Origin of the sequence: Sandaracinus amylolyticus (genome assembly GCF_021631985.1) — a bacterium.
Classification (GTDB): Bacteria; Myxococcota_A; Polyangia; order Polyangiales; family Sandaracinaceae; genus Sandaracinus; species Sandaracinus amylolyticus_A.
This window is the reverse complement of sequence record NZ_CP070225.1, coordinates 8,267,398-8,283,739: the sequence shown is the minus strand read 5'-3', so window position 1 is coordinate 8,283,739 and position 16,342 is coordinate 8,267,398. Positions and strand designations below refer to the sequence as shown.

The 16,342-nt window shown below is 71.4% G+C and carries 19 protein-coding genes; 9 read left to right on the top strand and 10 right to left on the bottom strand.

The features are described 5' to 3' along the window. Positions 1–6 precede the first annotated feature (6 nt). Positions 7–831 (top strand): shikimate 5-dehydrogenase, encoded by an 825-nt coding sequence (locus I5071_RS35085; RefSeq protein ID WP_236517700.1) that lies wholly within the window; start codon positions 7–9, stop codon positions 829–831. On the opposite strand, the gene I5071_RS35080 is transcribed toward I5071_RS35085, so the two are convergent. Next, a complete protein-coding gene (locus I5071_RS35080) occupies positions 824–1,732 on the bottom strand; it encodes a hypothetical protein (protein WP_236517699.1) in 909 nt (302 codons plus the stop codon). The two genes, I5071_RS35085 and I5071_RS35080, sit on opposite strands and share 8 nt — an antisense overlap. 92 nt (positions 1,733–1,824) lie before the next feature. Between I5071_RS35080 and I5071_RS35075 the strand changes: the two genes are divergently transcribed. Next, the gene (locus I5071_RS35075) at positions 1,825–2,256 is read left to right on the top strand and encodes a YybH family protein (protein WP_236517698.1); all 432 of its coding nucleotides are present in this window, start codon (positions 1,825–1,827) and stop codon (positions 2,254–2,256) included. A gap of 3 nt (positions 2,257–2,259) precedes the next feature. Here the strand turns inward: I5071_RS35075 and I5071_RS35070 are convergent, their stop codons facing one another. Beyond that, complete coding sequence (locus I5071_RS35070) at positions 2,260–3,015, bottom strand: alpha/beta fold hydrolase (RefSeq protein WP_236517697.1); 756 nt, start codon at positions 3,013–3,015, stop codon at positions 2,260–2,262. Between the two features lie 54 nt (positions 3,016–3,069). Here I5071_RS35070 and I5071_RS35065 point away from each other — a divergent pair, with 54 nt between their 5' ends. Further along, a complete protein-coding gene (locus I5071_RS35065) occupies positions 3,070–3,696 on the top strand; it encodes a Crp/Fnr family transcriptional regulator (RefSeq protein WP_236517696.1) in 627 nt (208 codons plus the stop codon). Between the two features lie 23 nt (positions 3,697–3,719). On the opposite strand, the gene aguB is transcribed toward I5071_RS35065, so the two are convergent. The 4 genes from aguB to I5071_RS35045 all read right to left on the bottom strand — a co-directional run bounded on the left by aguB (position 3,720) and on the right by I5071_RS35045 (position 7,217). Further along, positions 3,720–4,619 (bottom strand): N-carbamoylputrescine amidase, encoded by a 900-nt coding sequence (gene aguB, locus I5071_RS35060; RefSeq protein WP_236517695.1) that lies wholly within the window; start codon positions 4,617–4,619, stop codon positions 3,720–3,722. Further along, the gene (locus I5071_RS35055) at positions 4,616–5,674 is read right to left on the bottom strand and encodes an agmatine deiminase family protein (protein WP_236517694.1); all 1,059 of its coding nucleotides are present in this window, start codon (positions 5,672–5,674) and stop codon (positions 4,616–4,618) included. The genes aguB and I5071_RS35055 overlap by 4 nt, the downstream gene beginning before the upstream one ends. Before the next feature lie 176 nt (positions 5,675–5,850). Continuing rightward, entirely contained in the window at positions 5,851–6,012 is a 162-nt protein-coding gene (locus I5071_RS35050) for a hypothetical protein (protein ID WP_236517693.1), read from the bottom strand. Positions 6,013–6,065: 53 nt separating this feature from the next. Next, on the bottom strand, positions 6,066–7,217 hold the full coding sequence (locus I5071_RS35045; RefSeq protein ID WP_236517692.1) for a hypothetical protein: 1,152 nt from the start codon (positions 7,215–7,217) through the stop codon (positions 6,066–6,068). 117 nt (positions 7,218–7,334) lie between these two features. On the opposite strand from I5071_RS35045, the gene I5071_RS35040 reads away from it, so the two are divergent. Further along, positions 7,335–8,021, top strand: coding sequence for a hypothetical protein (locus tag I5071_RS35040; protein WP_236517691.1), 687 nt, complete (start codon positions 7,335–7,337; stop codon positions 8,019–8,021). 181 nt (positions 8,022–8,202) lie between these two features. Here the strand turns inward: I5071_RS35040 and I5071_RS35035 are convergent, their stop codons facing one another. Beyond that, complete coding sequence (locus I5071_RS35035) at positions 8,203–9,078, bottom strand: Hsp33 family molecular chaperone HslO (protein ID WP_236517690.1); 876 nt, start codon at positions 9,076–9,078, stop codon at positions 8,203–8,205. Positions 9,079–9,175: 97 nt separating this feature from the next. On the opposite strand from I5071_RS35035, the gene I5071_RS35030 reads away from it, so the two are divergent. From I5071_RS35030 to I5071_RS35015, 4 genes are read left to right on the top strand one after another with little or no spacing between them, the layout of a single operon-like run. Further along, on the top strand, positions 9,176–10,156 hold the full coding sequence (locus I5071_RS35030) for a hypothetical protein (RefSeq protein ID WP_236517689.1): 981 nt from the start codon (positions 9,176–9,178) through the stop codon (positions 10,154–10,156). Further along, entirely contained in the window at positions 10,153–11,133 is a 981-nt protein-coding gene (locus tag I5071_RS35025) for a 2-hydroxyacid dehydrogenase (RefSeq protein WP_236517688.1), read from the top strand. The genes I5071_RS35030 and I5071_RS35025 overlap by 4 nt, the downstream gene beginning before the upstream one ends. Then, entirely contained in the window at positions 11,130–11,717 is a 588-nt protein-coding gene (locus I5071_RS35020; RefSeq protein ID WP_236517687.1) for a phospholipase D family protein, read from the top strand. Before I5071_RS35025 ends, I5071_RS35020 begins: the two co-directional genes overlap by 4 nt. 22 nt (positions 11,718–11,739) lie before the next feature. After that, complete coding sequence (locus I5071_RS35015; protein WP_236517686.1) at positions 11,740–12,141, top strand: hypothetical protein; 402 nt, start codon at positions 11,740–11,742, stop codon at positions 12,139–12,141. Here the strand turns inward: I5071_RS35015 and I5071_RS35010 are convergent. Together I5071_RS35010 and I5071_RS35005 are read right to left on the bottom strand one after the other, a co-directional pair. Continuing rightward, positions 12,123–12,557 carry a hypothetical protein gene (locus I5071_RS35010; RefSeq protein ID WP_236517685.1) on the bottom strand — a complete coding sequence of 145 codons (435 nt, stop codon included), beginning with the start codon at positions 12,555–12,557 and terminating at the stop codon, positions 12,123–12,125. The two genes, I5071_RS35015 and I5071_RS35010, sit on opposite strands and share 19 nt — an antisense overlap. A 28-nt stretch (positions 12,558–12,585) precedes the next feature. After that, entirely contained in the window at positions 12,586–14,334 is a 1,749-nt protein-coding gene (locus tag I5071_RS35005) for an aldehyde dehydrogenase family protein (protein WP_236517684.1), read from the bottom strand. Positions 14,335–14,397: 63 nt separating this feature from the next. Here I5071_RS35005 and I5071_RS35000 point away from each other — a divergent pair, with 63 nt between their 5' ends. Continuing rightward, positions 14,398–15,147, top strand: a complete 750-nt coding sequence (locus I5071_RS35000; protein ID WP_236517683.1) for a hypothetical protein — start codon at positions 14,398–14,400, stop codon at positions 15,145–15,147. Here the strand turns inward: I5071_RS35000 and I5071_RS34995 are convergent. After that, positions 15,122–16,285 carry an acyl-CoA dehydrogenase family protein gene (locus I5071_RS34995; protein WP_236517682.1) on the bottom strand — a complete coding sequence of 388 codons (1,164 nt, stop codon included), beginning with the start codon at positions 16,283–16,285 and terminating at the stop codon, positions 15,122–15,124. The two genes, I5071_RS35000 and I5071_RS34995, sit on opposite strands and share 26 nt — an antisense overlap. Between the last annotated feature and the right edge of the window lie 57 nt (positions 16,286–16,342).

Here is a 16,342-nt window from a genome sequence, read left to right as displayed (position 1 = left end):
ACTTCCATGTCCCCGACCCGACTCACCATCGGCCGCGACACCACGCTCTGCATGTCGCTCTCGGCGCGCCCCGGCTCGTTCGGCTCGCGCTTCCACAACCACCTCTACGCAGCGCTCGGGCTCGACTGGATCTACAAGGCGTTCTCCACGACCGATCTGCCTGCCGCGATCGGCGGCGTGCGCGCGCTCGGGATCCGCGGCTGCGCGATCTCGATGCCGTTCAAGGAAGCGGTGATCCCGCTGCTCGATGCGCTCGCTCCCTCGGCGCGCGCGATCGAGTCGGTGAACACGATCGTGAACGACGCGGGGCGGCTCACCGGGCACAACACCGACTACGCCGCGATCCGCACCCTCCTCGAGCGCCACACGATCGCACCGAGCACCCCGTTCGTGCTGCGCGGCAGTGGAGGCATGGCGAAGGCGGTCGCGACTGCGCTGCGCGATGCGGGCTTCCGCGACGGAGCAATCGTCGCGCGCAACGAGACGAGCGGCCCCGCGCTCGCGGAGACGCTCGGCTTCGATTGGAAGCGCGACCTCGACGCGGTGCGCGCGCCGATGTTGATCAACGTCACGCCGCTCGGCATGACCGGCCCCGACGCGCAGGCGCTCGCGTTCGACGACGACGCGATCGCCGCGTCCGAGATCGTGTTCGACGTCGTCGCGATGCCGCCCGAGACGCCCTTCGTCGCGCGCGCCCGCGCGCTCGGCAAGCAGGTGATCACCGGCGACGAGGTGATCGTGCTCCAGGCCGTCGATCAGTTCGTGCTCTACACCGGCATCACGCCGAGCGCGGAGCAGATCGCAGCGGCCGCACGCCACGCGCTCACGTGAGCCGCACCGACGCGAGGCCCAGGATCCCGCCCTCGATCACGTCGCGTTCTCCTTCCAGCGCGCGTCCTTCGAGCGCACAGCGCAGCAGCCCTGCCGCGGACATCAGCGCGTCGAAGTGGTCCTCGCTCTCTCGCGCCAGCTCGAGCTCGCGCAGCGCCACCTCGCGATCGCGCACCCAGGTCGCGCGCTCGAGCGCGACGATCGCGGCCTCGCGCACCTCGCGCGACGTCTTCGCGAGACGCGAGATCGGCGCCGGGAGCTCGGGCGCGAGCGCGAGCGAGTAACACACCCGCGGGTAGATCTCGGCGATCGCGATGCGGCGCTCGATCGCATCGAGCCCTCCGTCGAAAGGCCAGACCGCGAAGTCGCACGTGCCGCTCAGCAGCCTCGCGAGCTCCGCCCACAGCACCCGGGTGCCCGAGCCCACCGTGCCCGGCACGCCCGACACCACGAACGGCGACTTCGCGCCGGTCGCGACGTCGATCTCGCGCAGCAGCCGCCCTCCGGCGCGCGTCCAGAACGCATCGAGCGCGCCCTTCCCCGCCGGCACCGCGATGAACGGGCGATCGTGCCGCCACGCCGCCGCCGAGCCCGCCTCGCGCTCGAACGCCGGCGACTCGCACGCGAGCACGAGCCAGGTGAGGAAGTCGCTCGCCTCTCGCCACGCCGGCACTGCGGCGCGCGCGCCTTCGAGATACGCGCGCGGGACGCCGAGCGCCGCGTCGATGCCGATCACGGTGCACCCCGGCAGCGCCCGGGCGAACGCGAGCAGCGCATCGAGGGTCGGGGTCACGTCCTCCAGCGGCGCAATCCGCCGCATCCCGATCTCGGCGACCCACGCCTGTCGACCCGCGAGCTCCTTGCTCCAGTCGACGCACACGAAACGATCCCAGCGCGCCATCCGGTCATCAACGCACGGCTCTCGAGAAACGACCAGCACGATGTCGGCGCGCGCGATGCTCGTACGTCCTCCGAGGAACCGAGGAGGACGCGATGACGAAGCGTGATGACGAGACTGCGATCCGCGCGGTGTTCGAGACCCTCTCCGCGGCGTTCCGCGAGCGCGATGCCGTTCGCATCGCGAGGCAGTACGCCCCGGACGCGCTGATCTACGACCTGGCCCCGCCGCTGGGTCACGTGGGCATGGACACGAAGTCGCTCGAGGCGTGGCTCGCGACCTGGCAGGGGCCGATCGAGCACACGATCCGCGATCTGCGCATCTCGACCGACGGTGATCTCGCGCTCGCACACTCGCTGGTCCACGTCGGCGCGACCACCAAGCAGGGCGAGCGCGCGGAGTGGTGGATGCGCGCGACCGCGGGCCTGCGCCGCGCGAACGGCGGATGGAAGATCGTGCACGAGCACACGTCGGTGCCGTTCCACATGGACGGCTCGTTCCGCGCCGCGACCGATCTCGAGCCCTGACGCTCACCCGAGGAAGGGCGACACGACGTCGAGGAACGCTCGCGGATCTTCGGCGAACGGGGCGTGCCCGGTGTCGAGCGCGACGAGCTGCGCGCCCGCGATGCGCTCGCGGGCGCGCGCTCCGTCGGTGGCGAGCGGGAGGATCGGATCGCGCTTCCCCCACACCAGCAGCGCCGGACGCGTGAGCTGCCCCGCACGCTCCGAGAGGTCGTGGTCGGCGTCGACGAAGCTCTTCCAGATCGACGCGTGCACCGCTGCGCGCGCCGGGCTCTTCGGGATCGCATCGGCGCGCGCGATCATCGCGCGTGTGGTGTCGGTGCGCGCCCGGCAATAGCGGCGCGCGAGCGTGCCCGCGAGCCGCGACGAGATCGCGAGCATCCCCATCATCCTGCAGAACGTGCGCGACACCACGCCGTGCGCGGTGAACCCTCCCGGCGCGACCAGCACCAGCCGCCCGACTCGCTGGGGCTCGTCGAGCGCGAGCCGCAGCGCCGCGTTGGCGCCCACCGAGCACCCGAGGAAGTCGGCGCCTCGGAGGTCGAGCGCCGCGACCAGCGCGCGCAGCACCCGACCGAGCCCCGCTGCGGTTGCGTGCGCGAGATCCGCAGGCGCCGGCGAGCGCCCGTAGCCGGGCCAGTCGATCGCCAGCACGGTGTGATCGCGCGCGAGCTCGGGCACGACGAGCTCGTAGTCGAGCGCGTCACCGGGGTTCGCGTGGAGCAGCACGAGCGTGCGCGCGCCCCGACCGGCGCGCCGCACCGAGACCGGCGTGCCGGCGTCGACGACGAAGCTGTCGTGGTAGGGTGCTCCCGCGTGGCCCTCGAGCGAGATCGCGCCGCGCTGCGACGAGCGTTCTCCGCGATCGCGCCCATCGACGACGACGCGTGGCGCGAGATCGCGCCGCACTTCGTGCCCCGGCGCCTCGCTCGCGGCGAGCGCCTGCTGCGCGCGGGCGAGGTCGCGCGTGTCGCCGCGTTCGTGTGTCGCGGCGCGCTGCGCGAGAGCACCGTGGGCGCCGACGGGCGCGAGCACGCGAAGAGCTTCTGCCTCGAGGGCGACCTCTCGGGCTCGCTCGCCGATCTGATCGCGGGGCTCGACGGCGCTCCCTCGCGCAGCGCGATCGAGGCGCTCGAGCCCACCGAGCTGCTCTGCGCCGACTACCCCACGCTGCGCCGCGAGCTCCGCGCCGAGACGTGGAGCGCGGTCGCGCGCGGCATCGCCGAGCGGCTCGCCCTCGCGAAGGCGGAGCGGGAGCACGAGCTCCTCGCGCTCGACGCCGAGCAGCGCTGGCTCGCGCTGCTCGCCCGACGTCCCGATCTCCCCGGCCGGATCGCGCAGCGTCATCTCGCATCCTTCCTCGGCATCACGCCGGAGGCGCTGAGCCGATTGCGTGCTCGCCTCGCGAGCCAGGGTGCGAACGCGCGCGCGCGGCGGCGTTGATCCGGATCAAGAAGTGCGCGCGATCAGACCTTGCCCGCCGCGCGCACCACGTGCTGGCCGTCGGCGGTCATCAGCACGCCGTAGAGCTCGGGGCGGCGATCGCGGAAGAAGCCCCAGCTCGCGCGGTAGCTCGCGATCTTCTGGCGATCGAAGGTCGCCATCACGAGCCCTTCGGTGGTGCGATCGAGCTCGCTCACCTTGTCGCCGCGCATGTCGGCGACGAACGACGATCCGTAGAACGTCTGGGTGAGCTCGCTGCCGATGCGGTTCGCCGCGATCACCGGCGTCGCGTTCGCGACCGCGTGACCGATCATCACGCGCTGCCAGGGGTCGCGCGTGTCGAGCTCGGGCGCGTGGGGCTCGCTGCCGATCGCCGTCGGATAGAAGAGCAGCTCCGCGCCGAGCAGCGTCATCGCGCGAGCGCACTCCGGGTACCACTGGTCCCAGCAGATGCCGACGCCGAGCGTGCCGAAGCGCGTCTTCCACGCCTTGAACCCGGTGTCGCCGGGCCGGAAGTAGAACTTCTCCTCGTAGCCCGGCCCGTCGGGGATGTGGCTCTTGCGGTAGCAGCCGAGCACGTTCCCGCCGTCGTCGACCATCGCGACGGTGTTGTAGTAAGCGCCGGGTCCCGCCTTCTCGAAGAACGAGATCGGGATCACCACGCCGAGCTCCTTCGCGAGCTTCGCGAAGAGCGCGACCGTCTCGTTGCCCTCGAAGGGACGCGCCTCCTCGAACCAGCGCTCCTTCTCCTCGCAGCAGAAGTAGGGCCCCTCGAAGAGCTCGCTCGGGAGCACCACGTTCGCGCCGCGCTTCGCCGCCTCGCGCACCCATCCGATCACGCGCTCGACGTTCTGCGCGCGCGAGCCGCCGAGCGGACACTGGATCGCCGCGACGGTGACCTCGTTCGCCTGCTTGCTGCTCATCGGGATCGCTCCGGCTGCTGCTGGGTGATGCAGTGGAAGGCGCCGCCGCCTTCGAGGATCGTCTTGCTCATGCGCCCGACCACGCGGTGCTCGGGGAAGAGGGGCTCGAGCGCGCGCACCGCCGCTTCGTCCCAAGGCGTGCCGTACGTGGGCACCACGACGCTGGTGTTGCCCACGTAGAAGTTCGCGTAGCTCGCCGGCATGATCTCGCCGTCGTCGTCGACGACCCCCCCCGGCGAGGGCATCCGTACCACCTGGAGCTTCCGACCCTTCGCGTCCACCATCCACGAGAGATCGTTCGCGATCTCCTCGAGCACCGCGGCGTTGGGATCGTCGTCGCCGCTCGGCTTCATGCACACCACGACGCCCGGCGCGACGAAGCGCGCGAGCGTGTCGACGTGCCCGTCGGTGTGATCGTTGAGCAGGCCGTTCTTGAGCCAGAGCACGCGACGCACGCCGAGCGCGCCCTCGAGCGTGCGCTCGATCGCCTCGCGCTCGAGGTGCGGATTGCGGTTGCGGTTGAGCATGCACTGCTCGGTCGTGAGCACCGTGCCCTCGCCGTCGACCTCGATCGCGCCGCCCTCGCACACGAAGTCGAGCGCGAACGCAGGCACCTCGTCGCCGACGATCGACTGCACGCGCTGCGCGAGATCGGCGTCGCCCTCGAGCTCGTACTTGCCGCCCCAGCCGTTGAAGACGAAGCGCACCGAGCCGAGCCGCAGCATGCGATCGAGCAGGAAGACCGGCGCGGTGTCGCGCAGCCAGATGTCGCCGTAGGGCTGACGATGGAACCGCGTGCCGAGGTGCTCGAGCGCCGCGCGCGCGTCGCGCTCGTCCTTCTCGGTGCGCACCAGGATCTCGAGGCGCTCGCCGCGCGGCGCGCCGGTCTGGGGATCGGGATCCGCGATGCCGTCGCAGAGCCCGACGAACTCGCGCTGCGCCGCCTCGAGCGACTCCTGCCACAGCGTCTCGTCGCTCGGCCACGCGAGCCACACCGCTTCGTGCCGCGCCCACTCGGCAGGCTGCTCGTATCCGGCTTCGTGGGGGGTCTTCATGGGCGCGAGGTGTAGCAGAGCGCGCGCGAGGATCTCGGGATCTCCGTGAGATCTGCGAGGCCGCGACGCGCCTCCGGGCGCGTGATCGCGTCACCGCGCGCGAGCGCGCGGAGCCGGGCGCGATGGGACCGCACCTCGGGCTCCGCGCCGTGCTCGCAGCGCGGTGACGCGAGCGCTCAGGCCTCGGGCATCTCGGGCGCGGGCGCGTCGTGCGTGTTCGCGTGCGCGACCTCGTCGAGCATCGCGAGCGCGAGGTGGAGCGCCGCTTCGGCGTCGTCGCGCTCGAACACCTGCAGGTCGGGGGAATGGGTGAATCGGTTCTCTTCGGGATCAGGCACGGCGCGGCCCCCGAGCACGCTGCGTGCCGCGCTGTTCTGGACAGAAAAACGAATCAATCCGCAGCGTTGACGTGGCTGCTCGAGATGCCGGTGGCCGGCGATTCGTCGAGCCACACGCCCTCGCCGCGCGCGGCGAGTGTCGCGTCGACGTGATCGAGCAGCACACGCCGACGCTCCTCGAGGTGCTCGAGCTGCATCTCGTCGAGCGCCGCGCCGAGCGGGTCGCGCATCGAGCGCGCGCGCAGGTCGTCCATCGTGAGCGCGCGGATCGCATCGATGGTCGAGCGACGGAAGCGCTGCAGCGCGCGCAGCCGCGCGTCCATGTAGCCGAAGCGCGCGCGGTGACGGAGGAAACACGCGCCGTGATCGAGGAACACCAGCGGCCCACCGGGCTCGCGGGTGCGGAGGTTCGTGAAGTCGCCGCCCCAGCGATCGGTGTTGTGCGCGAGGTAGTCGAAGAGCACGAGGTCCGAGAGCTCGGCCGCGCGATCGATGCGATCGGGATCGCCCGCCGAGGGGCCTTCGCCGCGCACCGGGATCGGCACCTCGCCCGACGCCAGCGCGGCGTACTCGCGGGGACGCTGGAACGGCGTGATCGCGAGGGCGCCGTCGAGGCGGATCCACCGCTCCCAGCCCCGGCCCAGATCGAGCGAGGGGAGCGCCTCGGGGATCCACCACACGAGCGCGCCCCGCACCGTTCCGTCGGGCTGCACCAGGACCTCGCGGAGTCGCTCGGGCGCGTGCTCGCTCAGCACCGGCTCGAGGCGCGACCACGGCACGCTCCGACCGACCACCGGCGCGACCCGTCCGAGCCCGAGCGCGCGATCGAGGTGGTACGCGGCGATCTCCGCGGCGTAGGAGCCGCTCGAGAAGGTCTGCTCGGGCTTGAAGTACCCACGCGTTCCGTCGCGCAGGGTGACGACGAACGCGACGCTGCGGCCGCCGCGTCCGCGTGCGACGCCCTCGAGCGCGGCCTCCGAGAGCGACGCGACGCGAGGCGCATCGGGCTCGCCGAGGAACGTGTCGATCCGGGCGATCGTCGCCGCGGGCTCGGCGGGCGGGAGCTCGATCGTGAAGTGCGGCGCGATGGCGACCGCCTCGAGCGCCGCGTCGGGACGCTCTTCGGGCGCCGCGCACGACGCGGTGATCAGCGCGACCACGCCGCAGGCCGACGCGGCCGAGCGCGCGCGTGTGCGGAGGCCCATCGCGCGGATGTTCGGGCGCGCTGGAGTCGATTGTCCACAAAGCGGCGGGCGCCGCGCGGAGCGCTCCGCGTGCCACGCGTGCGACGGGATCGTCGCGGAATTCGCGAGGCACTCTTCTTGAAGAACGCGCTCGCGATGACCCGCCGCGCGAAGGATTCCACCAAGCCGTTCGTCGTGGAGCGCCCGAGCAGGGGCCCCGACGCGTCCCCGGTCCTCTGCGAGCTCCGCACGGTGGTGCGGCTGATCGACGGGGACCGCGCTCCGATGCCCGCGCCGAGCACCGTCGCGCGGGCGAGCGTCATCCCGCCGAGCGCGATCAAGTCGCGCGAGCCCACGGCGCGCTTCTCGTCGGCACCGCCGGCGCCGACCGCGTCGCGGCCCGCGATGCCGGCGATCCCCGCCAGCCCTGCGCTCCCCCGCGTCGAGCCGTTCGGGATCGATCGACGGCCCTCGTCCGCGCCCCCCGCGATGACGACGAGGCCCGCATCGGTGAGCGAGAGCGGCATCGTCGCCAAGCCCGCGACGGCGAGCTCGAGCGGCATCGTCGCCAAGCCCGCGAAGCCCGCCGCGTCGGCTGCGCGTCCGCCTGCGCCGCCCACCGTGCGTCCACCTGCGCCGCCGGTGTCGCGACCGTCGATGGCCCCGCCGGGCGCGAAGCTGCCCGCGCCGGTGGCGAAGCTTCCGCCTGCCCCGCCGCTGCCGGGACAGCGCCTGTCGATCCCGCCGCCGCCGCCGGGCTACGTGCCCCGCACGAGCGTGCCGTCGCCGGCGGCAGTGAACGCGGCGGCGCGCAAGAAGGCGTGATCGATCGCGACGACCGAGCACGCGCAGGTGGCACGAGGACGAGCACGGGCCACGAGCACGAGCACGGGTCACGCAAGCTCGGGCCGCGGTCGAGCGGTCGAGCGGTCGCGAACCGTGCTCGTGCACGTGCTCGTCCCGCGTGCTCGTCCTCGTGCCACCTGCGCGTGCTCGACGGCCCCGATCAGCTCGCCTCGAGCAACCCCCGCAGCGTCTCGGGGTGCACCTCGTAAGGGCGATTGCAGTAGTCGCAGCTCACGTGGAGCGTCTCGCCCTTGCGCAGGATGTCCTCGAGATCCGCGCGGCCCAGCGTCGCCATGCTCGCGAACACGCGCTCCGGGCTGCAGTAGCAGCGGTGCTCGATCAGCGCGCCGCCGGTCTGCTGGTACGGCATCCCGTAGAGGATCTCCGACTGCAGCGTCTCGGGGTCGCCGCCGAGCGAGCGCAGCACGCTCTTCGGATCCGCGAAGTCGAGGCGCATCCGCTGGTACATCAGCTCGAGCGGCGGCTCCTGGCACTCCGGGAGGAGCTGCACGATCCACCCGCCCGCGACCGAGACCTTGTCGTCCTCGCTCATCACGCAGCCGACGCCGATCACGCTCGTCACCTGCTCGCTCTCGAGCATGTAGACCATGAACGCGCCGCTGATGCCGTAGTCCGCGGGGATCTCGACCACACCCTGATGGGTCGTGCCGTTGGGCAGCGAGCGCATCACCTGCACCAGCGAGCCCGGGCCGATCTCGATCGGTCCCGCGGTCTCGCGCACCAGGGCGCGACAGCCGCCGTCGGGATGGCAGTCGGCGACGAGGGTCCCCTTGCCGGTCTTGCCGCGCACCACGCCCTGCACGCGCAGGTCGGGCGCCATCGTGAGGCGCACCAGCACGGAGCCGGTGATCAGATCCGCGAGGTGCTCCGCGGTCGTGCCGGTGGCGTTCTGCGCAGCGATCGCAGCAGTCACGGTCTGGGTCGACCGCAGGGTCACGACGCGGAACGAGCCGTCCTCGGTGATCGTGGTGACCGCGCGATCCCCGCCCGAAAGATGAGCGTCGGTCTCGAGCATCGGATACGAGCCTATGACGCTCGACCCCGTGCACCGCAAGGGCTGCGCCTGCCGCTTATTTCTCGCGTGTGCTCGCGATCCGCGAGAATTCGTTGCGATGAGCCGCATCCGACTCGGGGACATGCTGGTCCAGGCGCAGATGGTCACGGCCGAGCACGTCGACGAGGCGCTCGCGCTGCAGAAGACGCGCGGGGGACGGCTCGGCGAGCTGCTCGTGGAGCTCGGCTACGTGAGCGAGGTGCAGCTCGCGCAGGTGCTCTCGAACCAGCTGAGCATCCCCTGGGTGAACCTCTATCACGTCGACTTCTCGCGCGAGCTCCTGAACCTGATCCCCGCCGAGCTCGCGGAGAAGTACGGCTGCGTGCCGGTCTACGTGCGCAAGGTTCGCAAGCAGGGCGACACGCTCTTCGTCGCGACCGACGACCCGACGAACGAGACCGCGCTGATCGCGATCGCGCAGCAGGCCGCGATGCCGGTGAAGCCGATGGTCGCGTCGAGCAGCGACGTGCGGAACGCGATCCGCGTCTACTACTTCGGCGGTCGCGAGACCGCGGCGACCGCGCCGATCGTGAAGCGCAAGCCGCCCTCGATCGCGGCGCCACCTCCGGCCTCGACACGATCCTCGATCGCGCCGGTGGAGCTCGACGAGCGAGAGCTCGAGGACGCGCGCGCGATCCCCAAGGCGCCCGCAGTGCCCACCGTGGTCGCGACCCCCGAGCCGGCACCGCCCGCCGCGCCCTCCCCCGAGCCCTCGGTGCCCGCCGCGCCCGCGCCGGTCGCGCGCCCCGCGCCCGCGAGGAAGCCGCGCACCATCACGCTCACGCTGCTCGACGGCACGACGGTGAAGCTGCCCGCGCCGGGCCAGAAGAAGCCCGCGGATCAGGTGCCCCAGGAGTCGCTCACCACGCGCGATCTGATCGCCGCGCTCCAGGCGCGCGCCGAGGGCAAGGACGTGAGCGCGGTGCTGCCCGACGCGCGCTGGGAGCCGCTCTTCGCCGCGCTGCTCTCGCTGCTCTTGCGCAAGGGGCTCATCGCCGACTGGGAGTTCGTCGAGGAGTGGAGCAAGCATCGTCGATGAGCTTCCCGCGAGTGTTCGTGACGCGTCGCTGGCCGGTGGACGCGGCCGACGTGGTGGGGCCCGGCGTGATGATCGACGTGTTCGCGCACGAGCGCGGCCCGACGCGCGAGGAGCTGATCGATCGCGGTCGTGCGTGCGGCGCGATCGTCACCTCGGTCGCGGATCGCATCGATCGCGAGCTGCTCGAGCAGCTGCCCGCGCTGCGGGTGATCGCCCAGGCTGCGGTGGGCTACGACAACGTCGACGTCTACGCGTGCCGCGCGCGCGGCGTGATCGTCACCCACACCCCGGGCGTGCTCACCGAGTCGACCGCGGATCTCGCGCTGACGCTCCTGCTCGCGTGCGCACGCCGGGTGCGCGAGGGCGAGTCGATGGTGCGCGAAGGGCGCTTCGGTGGGTGGTCGCCGACGATGCTCCTCGGGCACGAGCTCGACGGAAAGACGCTCGGCCTGATCGGCTACGGGCGCATCGCGCGCGCGGTCGCGCGGCGCGCCGATGCGTTCGGGATGCGCGTCATCGCGAGCACCCGGAACGACGTGCCCTTCGAGAACGAGCCCTACGCGGTGCACGTCACGCAACGCGAGCTGCTCGCGGAGAGCGACGTGATCAGCCTGCACGTGCCGGGCTCGCGCGCGACGCGGCACCTGATCGGCGAGCCCGAATTCGCGCGGATGAAGCGAGGCGCGATGCTGATCAACACCGCGCGTGGCACGGTCGTCGACGAGGCCGCGATGGTGCGCGCGCTCGAGCGCGGACAGCTCGGCGGCGCGGGGCTCGACGTGTACGAGGAAGAGCCGCGGGTGCATCCGGGGCTCGTCGCGCGCGACGACGTGGTGCTCCTGCCGCACCTCGGGAGCGCGACGCGCGAGGCGCGCGCTCGGATGGCGTCGAGCGCGCTGCGCGACGCGATGCGCGTGCTGCGCGGCGAAGAGCCGGTCCACCTGGTCCCCGAGCTACAGAGGCCGGAGCTGCGATGAGCGCGCTGCTCGATTTCGTGAGCGCCCCCCGGCTCGTGCGCACGAAGATCGTCGCGGGGAGCGGTCACTACGAGAGCGTGGTGCGCGCGGTGATGGACGCGAAGGTGAGCGTGTGGATCGCCACCGCGAACCTCAAGGAGCTGATGGTCGAGGACACCCGCGCGAAGATGCCGGGGCGTCGCGCGAGCTATCGCTCGATGCTCGAGGTGTTCGACGATCTCGCGACGAAGAGCGTCGATCTGCGCATCCTCCACGCGGGGTTTCCGTCGCAGGCGTTCCGCGATGCGTTCGACGCGCACCCGCGGCTCGTGAAGGGCGGCCTCGCGCTGCGTCAGTGCGCGCGATTGCACCTCAAGGCGGTGATCGTCGACGGCGCGCTCTTGTACCTCGGGAGCGCGAATTGGACCGGCGCCGGGCTCGGCGCGAAGGGCGATCGCAATCGCAACTTCGAGCTCGGCTTCGTCACCGAGGACGAAGCGCTGCTCGATCAGGTGCAGGGCATCTTCGATCACCTCTGGAACGGCGGTGAGTGCGCTCGGTGCGGCCGTCGCGACGTGTGCGACGCGCCGCTCGACGGGGCGTGAGCCGTGCGATGATTCGCCCGCAGTGGCGCTGGTCCGCAGACACGCGAGCGACTGGTTCGAGGTCGACATGGATCGCGACGCGCATCGCGTCGTGGTGCGTCGCCTCCCACCGCTCTTCCGATCGCAAGCCGACGCCGAGCTCGCATGCACGCCGGTGCTCGACGTGCTCGACGCGATCGATCGCACGACCCACACGCTCTTGATGGACGTGCGCCTCGCGCGCGGCGTGAACGATCCCGAGTACGAAGCGTGGTACGCGCCGCTGCGCCGCGAGATCGTGCGCGACTTCCGGCGCGTCGCGATCGTCGTGCGCAGCGCGTCCGGCCGGCTCCAGGCGCAGCGTCTCGCGAGCGCGGATCGCGACGACGGCTTCCGGGTGTTCGACGACCTCGCGCGCGCCGAGCGCTACCTCGACGGCACCTGAGCGATCGGGTTCTCGAACAAGCGGTAGGTGCGCAGCGCGAGCACGAAGAGCCACGCCGGCCCGCCGATCGCGAACGCCCACATGAGCGCGAGCGCGAACCACTCGCCGCCGTCCATGCCCATCAGGCGGTTCACGAACACGCCCTCGTACGTGAGCCACGGCGCCAGGAAGAGGCCGAGCACCGCGATCAGGCTCGCCGCGAACCCGTCGCGCAGCAGGCGCCACAGACTGATCGTCGTGAACTGACGACCGCAGCGCCGACAGCGGTGCTCGTACGTGCGTCCCGCCGGGATGCCGTTCACGTAGTGGAACGTGACGTGGTAGCAGGTGACCGCGTCCGCCTTGCACTTGCCGCAGCGACGCAGCGTCGTCGCGCGTGGATCGCCGGCCGCGGACGGCTGCCCGAAGAGAGACATGCGGCGATCTACGCGCGACGCAGCGCGTTCACCCCGCGAGCGCCGCCGCGAAGATCGCGGGCAGCTTGCGCCACGAGGGTGCGGCCTCGAAGTCGGTGAGCAGCTCGCCGACCCGATCCGAGCGGCGATGCGTCACGAACCACGGCGGCTTCGGCGACGTGTGTCGCTCTCCGAGCAAGAGCGATCGCGGGAACGGCGCGAAGGGCCCGCGCACCACCGTCTTCTCCGGACGCTCGAGCAACATCGCGTTGTGCACCACACCGCGCCCGCTCTGGATGTTCTCCAGCGTGTGCCCGGGGAACGCGCCCCAGCTCGCGTTCGCGAGGAGGAACCCCACCCCGCTCCACGCGTTCACCGCGATCGTGCCGTAGCGCAGATCCGCGATGGCGCGCTCGATCGCCGCGCGATGCGCGCGCTGCGTCGCGGGGTGCACGATCAGCTGCGCGCCGAGCGTGCCCATGAGCCGCTCGTTCGCGAACGTCACCGCGCGCGCGAGGAACGACTCCACGTCGGGCGCGGAGATCGACGTCTCGGCCCACGTCGCGCCGAAGAATTCGCTGCGGTACGCGGGCGCGCTGCGATCGTCGGGATCGAGATCGACGATGCGCGTGTACGGCACGTCCTCGCCGCCGAGCAGCTCGGTGCGCGCGTGTTTCTCCACCGCCTCGCGCTGCCGCGCGTCGGCGCCCGGGTAGTACGCCGCGCGCTTCGGGAGCTTCGCGATCGTGTCGCGCAGGATCGCGAGGAAGCGCTCGCGCAGTGGCCACTCGCGATGCAGCACCAGCACCTGCGCGGCCACGCAGTTGAAGCCCGCGTTGTGCAGCTTCTGCGTCGCGACGTGCTCGGCCTGGAAGCGCATGTCCGCCTCGCTCCACACCCCGGGCACGATGATCACCGGGCCCACGCCGCCGAGCTCGCTGGTCACCGGGACCTTCGTGAGCGGCTCGCCGCGCGCCCTGCGCGCACGTCCTTCTTCGCCGGTCCCGAACACGATCGCGTCGTGGGTCGCCGCCGCGCCGGTCACGTGGATCTTCTCGACGAGGCGATGCCGCGTGAGCATCTCGCCGACGTCGGCCCCGCCGTACACGAAGCGCAGGAAGCCGCGCTCGACGAGCGGCGCCATCACCCGCTCGAGCACCGGCCCGAGCGCCTCGTTCACCGGGCTCATCTTGAGCACGACCACGCGCCCCTCGGCGATCAGCTCGTAGAGCACGTCGAGCGGCGCGATCGACGTGATGTTCCCCGCGCCCAGCACCAGCGCGACCGATCCGCTCGCGTCGCGCGCCTCGCGATGGAACCGTCCCGCGCTGCGCCGCACCTCGGCCTCGTCCACGCCGGGCTGCATCCACACCGACGCCGAGTAGCCCGACAGCAAGAGCTGCTCGAACGCGTTCGACGGGAACACGTCGACGATCACCCGTCCGTCCGCCGCGCGATGCACGCGCGCGCCCTCGAGCGGATCGCGTCCTCTCGCGATGCGCTCGAGCGTGCGCGAGAGCCCGACGATCCCCGCGATCAGCGCCCACGGCCCGCTCATCCACTCTTCGCCGCCGATCGGCGATCCCGAGGGCAGGCGCTTGATCCGCATCGCGACCTCGACCCACTCGGGCGCGAGGCGCGCCGCGCGATCCTTGATCTGCTCGAGCAACGCGCGCTTCTCGAGCACCGGCAGCCGCGCCCACTCGGTGCGGTGCGCGTGCAGCTCGGTGAGCGCGCGATCGACGATCTCGCGCGACGCGCGCGCGGGCGATGTGGGAACCGATTGATCGAGGGTCATCGCGCGCCATTCGAGCACCTCGCGGCGCTCGCCGACGACCGCCGGACGGTGGTACGTGACGGCATGGCCGAACAGGACTGGACACGTGCGCACCACACGCGCACGGATGCGCGGGCGCTCGTGTGGTTCGTCGTGTTCGGGGATGCGCCCGGCGACCTCCGACCCAGCGTGCGCCGGCATCGCGTCGGGCATCTGCCCGACGCCTACGACGTGGTGATGGTCGCGCGTGGCACACGTGGGTTCCTCGATCCGCGCGAGATCGTTCCGCGCGCGCTCCACGCCGATGCGCTGCTCGAGGCGGCCAGCGCGTGCGACGTGCAGATCGTCGTGCGCGCGGAGCTCGAAGATCGCGCAGATCTGCTCGAGCTGCGGAGCCTCGTCGGACTGACGACTGCGATCGCCGAGCAGGCCTCGGCGCGTGCGGTGCTCGACGCGCAGACGTTCGCGCTGCGTTCGCTCGAGGCATGGCGCGAGGAGGTCTTCGACGTCGATGCTCCGCGCGTCGGCGCGCATCTCCTCGTGATGCGGTCCGACGAGCCCGACGGCGCGTGGCTGCACACGCGCGGCCTGCGCAAGTTCGCGCGGCCCGATCTCTCGATGCGCGGGCTCGCGCAGAACGAGCTCGATCGCGCGACCGAGATCGTCCTGCGCTTCGCGCAACTACAGATCGGAGGCGGTGTGATCGCCGAGGGCTCCGAGGTGCGCGTGCACGGCTGGCCGCCAGGATGGACGTGTCGTCACGCCGGAGATCTCGACGATCCCGACTTCAACAACACGCACGTCGAGATCACTCGAACGCGGCGAGCCCCGTGACGTCCTGACCCACGATCAGCGTGTGGATGTCGTGGGTGCCCTCGTACGTGTAGACCGTCTCGAGGTTCATCATGTGACGGCCCGGCGAGTACGCGTACGTGATGCCGTTGCCGCCGAGGATGTCGCGCGCCATGCGCGCGATGTTCAGCGCCATCGCGACGTTGTTGCGCTTCGCGAGCGAGATCTGCGGAGGGCGCACCTTCTTCGCCTCCTTCAGTCGACCGAGGCGCAGCGTGAGGCACTGCGCCTTCGTGATCTCGCTGACCATCTCCGTCAGCTTGTGCTGCACCAGCTGATAGCCCGCGATCGGCCGCGAGAACTGCTTGCGATCCTTCGCGTACGAGAGCGCGGTGTCGTAGCAGCTCATCGCCGCGCCGATCGCGCCCCACGAGATCCCGAAGCGCGCCTGCGACAAGCACGAGAGCGGACCGCGCATGCCGCGCACGCCCGGCAGGATCGCGTCCTCGCCGACCACGCAGTCCTCGAAGAACAGCTCGCTCGTCACGCTCGCGCGGAGCGACCACTTGTCGTCGATCTTGCGGGTCGAGAAGCCCTTGGTGCCGCGCGGCACGATGAAGCCGCGGACCATCCCATCGAGCTTCGCCCACACCACCGCGAGGTGGCAGAGATCGCCGTTCGTGATCCAGCGCTTCACGCCGTTGATGCGATAGCCGCCGCCGACCTTCTCGGCCTTCGTGATCATCCCGGTGGGGTTCGATCCGAAGTCGGGCTCGGTCAGGCCGAAGCACCCGATGAGCTCGCCCTTCGCCATGCCCGGCAGGTACTGCTGCTTCTGCTCCTCGCTGCCGAACGAGTGGATCGGGTACATCGCGAGCGAGCCCTGCACGCTGCAGAACGAGCGGATGCCCGAGTCGCCGCGCTCGAGCTCCTGCATCGCGAGGCCGTACGCGACGTCGCCCATGCCCGCGCAGCCGTAGCCCTCGAGGTTCGCGCCGAGCAGACCGAGCTTCGCGAACTCGGGGACGAGCTCCATCGGGAAGGTGCCGTCCTCGAAGTGCTTGGCGATGATGGGCTCGATGCGCTCGTCGACGAAGCGACGGACGTTGTCGCGCACCATGCGCTCTTCTTCGCTCAGCTCGTCGTCGATGCCGTAGTAGTCGAGCCCCGAGAATCCCATCGCGTCCGCCTCGTGAGTGCGCGGCTCGTGCCGCGAACGAGAAGGCATACCCCGCGC

Excerpts from the sequence above, each read along its gene's own strand:
- I5071_RS35085 (WP_236517700.1), top strand. The coding sequence starts at position 7 with ATGTCCCCGACCCGACTCACCATCGGCCGCGACACCACGCTCTGCATG.
- I5071_RS35080 (WP_236517699.1), bottom strand. The coding sequence starts at position 1,732 with ATGGCGCGCTGGGATCGTTTCGTGTGCGTCGACTGGAGCAAGGAGCTC.
- I5071_RS35075 (WP_236517698.1), top strand. The coding sequence starts at position 1,825 with ATGACGAAGCGTGATGACGAGACTGCGATCCGCGCGGTGTTCGAGACC.
- aguB (WP_236517695.1), bottom strand. The coding sequence starts at position 4,619 with ATGAGCAGCAAGCAGGCGAACGAGGTCACCGTCGCGGCGATCCAGTGT.
- I5071_RS35055 (WP_236517694.1), bottom strand. The coding sequence starts at position 5,674 with ATGAAGACCCCCCACGAAGCCGGATACGAGCAGCCTGCCGAGTGGGCG.
- I5071_RS35045 (WP_236517692.1), bottom strand. The coding sequence starts at position 7,217 with ATGGGCCTCCGCACACGCGCGCGCTCGGCCGCGTCGGCCTGCGGCGTG.
- I5071_RS35035 (WP_236517690.1), bottom strand. The coding sequence starts at position 9,078 with ATGCTCGAGACCGACGCTCATCTTTCGGGCGGGGATCGCGCGGTCACC.
- I5071_RS35030 (WP_236517689.1), top strand. The coding sequence starts at position 9,176 with ATGAGCCGCATCCGACTCGGGGACATGCTGGTCCAGGCGCAGATGGTC.
- I5071_RS35025 (WP_236517688.1), top strand. The coding sequence starts at position 10,153 with ATGAGCTTCCCGCGAGTGTTCGTGACGCGTCGCTGGCCGGTGGACGCG.
- I5071_RS35020 (WP_236517687.1), top strand. The coding sequence starts at position 11,130 with ATGAGCGCGCTGCTCGATTTCGTGAGCGCCCCCCGGCTCGTGCGCACG.
- I5071_RS35010 (WP_236517685.1), bottom strand. The coding sequence starts at position 12,557 with ATGTCTCTCTTCGGGCAGCCGTCCGCGGCCGGCGATCCACGCGCGACG.
- I5071_RS35005 (WP_236517684.1), bottom strand. The coding sequence starts at position 14,334 with ATGACCCTCGATCAATCGGTTCCCACATCGCCCGCGCGCGCGTCGCGC.
- I5071_RS35000 (WP_236517683.1), top strand. The coding sequence starts at position 14,398 with ATGGCCGAACAGGACTGGACACGTGCGCACCACACGCGCACGGATGCG.
- I5071_RS34995 (WP_236517682.1), bottom strand. The coding sequence starts at position 16,285 with ATGGGATTCTCGGGGCTCGACTACTACGGCATCGACGACGAGCTGAGC.